Origin of the sequence: Rickettsiales endosymbiont of Peranema trichophorum (assembly GCF_004210275.1) — a bacterium.
GTDB lineage: Bacteria > Pseudomonadota > Alphaproteobacteria > Rickettsiales > Midichloriaceae > RICK02.
The window spans coordinates 1-2,244 of record NZ_SCFA01000102.1 but is presented as its reverse complement, the minus strand read 5'-3'; the positions used below and the strand labels follow the sequence as shown (position 1 = coordinate 2,244).

At 41.9% G+C, this 2,244-nt stretch carries 1 protein-coding gene; it reads right to left on the bottom strand.

Annotation, left to right across the window (positions count from 1 at the left end; genetic code table 11):
• Positions 1 to 2,244, bottom strand: a 2,244-nt coding sequence (locus tag EDM53_RS06250) for a hypothetical protein (protein ID WP_207215490.1), incomplete at both ends; no start/stop codon positions are given.

The following is a 2,244-nucleotide window of genomic DNA, read 5'->3' as shown; positions in this document are numbered from 1 at the left end:
CAATGTTCTCTGTTGTATATAGACTACTTGCTCGGCTCGGCACCAGTCTATCATGGTCTTGACTACCTTCTACACTGTTACCATACTCTACAGGTTGCATATTTTTGGGCACAACAGTTTCCTCCTCCCTCCCCGACGTCTGTACCATCTTCTGATTATTTTGCACCTGTAGTATAAAGTCACGTACTGTTGCTTCTCGCTCTTTCACATCTTGGCTTTGTATTTTTAGTTGCCCTAACTCTTGTAGAATACTGTCTGCTTCTCTTAATATCTTCTCTGCACTCCATCCTTTGCCTTTCTTTCCGTCTTTTGTTTGTTGTTTCAACAACTCGTCAATCCGTATTTCTATATTCTTAATAGGATCTGGCTCACCCATGATCTCTTGGTGGGAACTTGTGGTGTCGTCATTCAAATTCCTCACTCCTGGATCTTGTGTCATGTCTTGAAGAGATCGTGTAGACTCTATAGATTTCTTCAACATGTCCATATCTACCTCAGGACCATCATTCCTCACTCCTGGAGTTGGGGTGGAACTAGAAGGACCTCTCACTTTGGTCAGCGATTCCATAATGCTGATCTTCTCTTCTATCTTTTGATATACAAGCACATCTTTTTGAGTGCCAGCGACTTTCTTCAATCGTACCTTAATACCATCTAGCTTCTCTTGTGGTATATCCGAGCTGGCTCGCTCTATCTCCATAACTTCACATAATAATCTTCCAAGAGTAATATACGTCTTGCATTGCTTCAACCCAATGTGCAACATCTTCAGATCACGGGCTGTGATCTTTTGTACTTTTGCTACTTCTCCTACCTTTTTTACTTGCCTTAATTGTGCTTTGATCGATTCAAGCTTACTTTGCCAAGAGCCAACCACTAACCAACTTATACCTTCTACGCGTCGGACAGCTTGTTGGAGAGTTTCTAAGGCTTCGTATAGCGACCTCGCAGATACTTGTGTACGTTGAGATTGTATAGGTAGCAATGATCCTACTCTTGCTACCTCTACTCCGAGAGCCTGCAGTCGATTATATAACGGAGAATTCTCTTGAACTCCTATCAGCTTGTATTCAGCCCTACTGTGTATAGTACTTATGAATTTCTCCAATAACTCATTGTCCGATGCTACGTTCGCTGAAGGGGCGTAAAAACCCTTTGGGAAGTGCTCAAAGGAAATAGCACTAACGTTCACAATGATACCTTGCCTTTCTAAAACCTCTCTTTCAGCCGTACAGCATGCACAACAAAAAGACGGGTGCCTAGGGTTAGCATTCGCTATACCAACATTAAATGTAGTGGCCACAGGATGCTCCTTCCTCATATAAGGTATTGCCTTCAAGTCGACGTGTATCCCATGTTTTGGAATATACCCCTCCTCTACTTCAGATAATAGCTTTACTTTTTTGTCCAACAAGTCTCTATGGTCACGAAGCGCATCTAAATCCCATTGACTAAACATTTGATCAACTATCAGAGCACCTACGTCTGCATGCTCATTGATATCGGGTATACCAACTCCTTCTAAACTTTCCACCCATACCCTTAATTTATTTAATTTGTCATCGTTTAGTCCTAGTCCACTGTACTTTGAATCCAATCCACGAAATTCTTCTTGTTCTCCAATTTCCAACTCCACAGCCTTTGGTTCACTTAATTTGTCCTCATTCAGCTCTGGTCTTTTCTTACCTAATAATCTCAAATACTTCTTAATCTCCTCGTACACAATACCAGCAGTAGCAATACACCTACAATTCTTGTTACTGACCATTTCCTTAAATAATTCGTATTTCTTGTCATCTTTAGGCTCAGCAACAAAGTTCTTCAGCGCATTGAAGACATTAGGAACACCATCTTCTCCTCTCCTAATTCTTGTATCTGGGTTTTCTAGTGCCCCATCTGGATCCCCCAGTACTACACACAATGGACTACCTGTATGACCATCAACCTCTGTTACTGATGTGTAGGGCTTTGTAGACAACGCACTAGCAATGGCATTGAGTGCCCTCAGTCTTGACTGGACACGGTGACCATTCGAAGGAGCAAGATTACGTAGGTCACCAGCTCCAAAAGATATTGGCGCTTCTTCACCCCTTTCCTTCGCTGCAATAGCTTTACTCAAATGAAAAATACTTTCCGTATTTTCATACACGTTACGCCTAGCTATCTCGTTATATTCTGCTACCATCTCCCCCTTCTGTAGTATGTCTCCAGTATGCGATTCTTTAGAATGCTTAGTATGCTGTT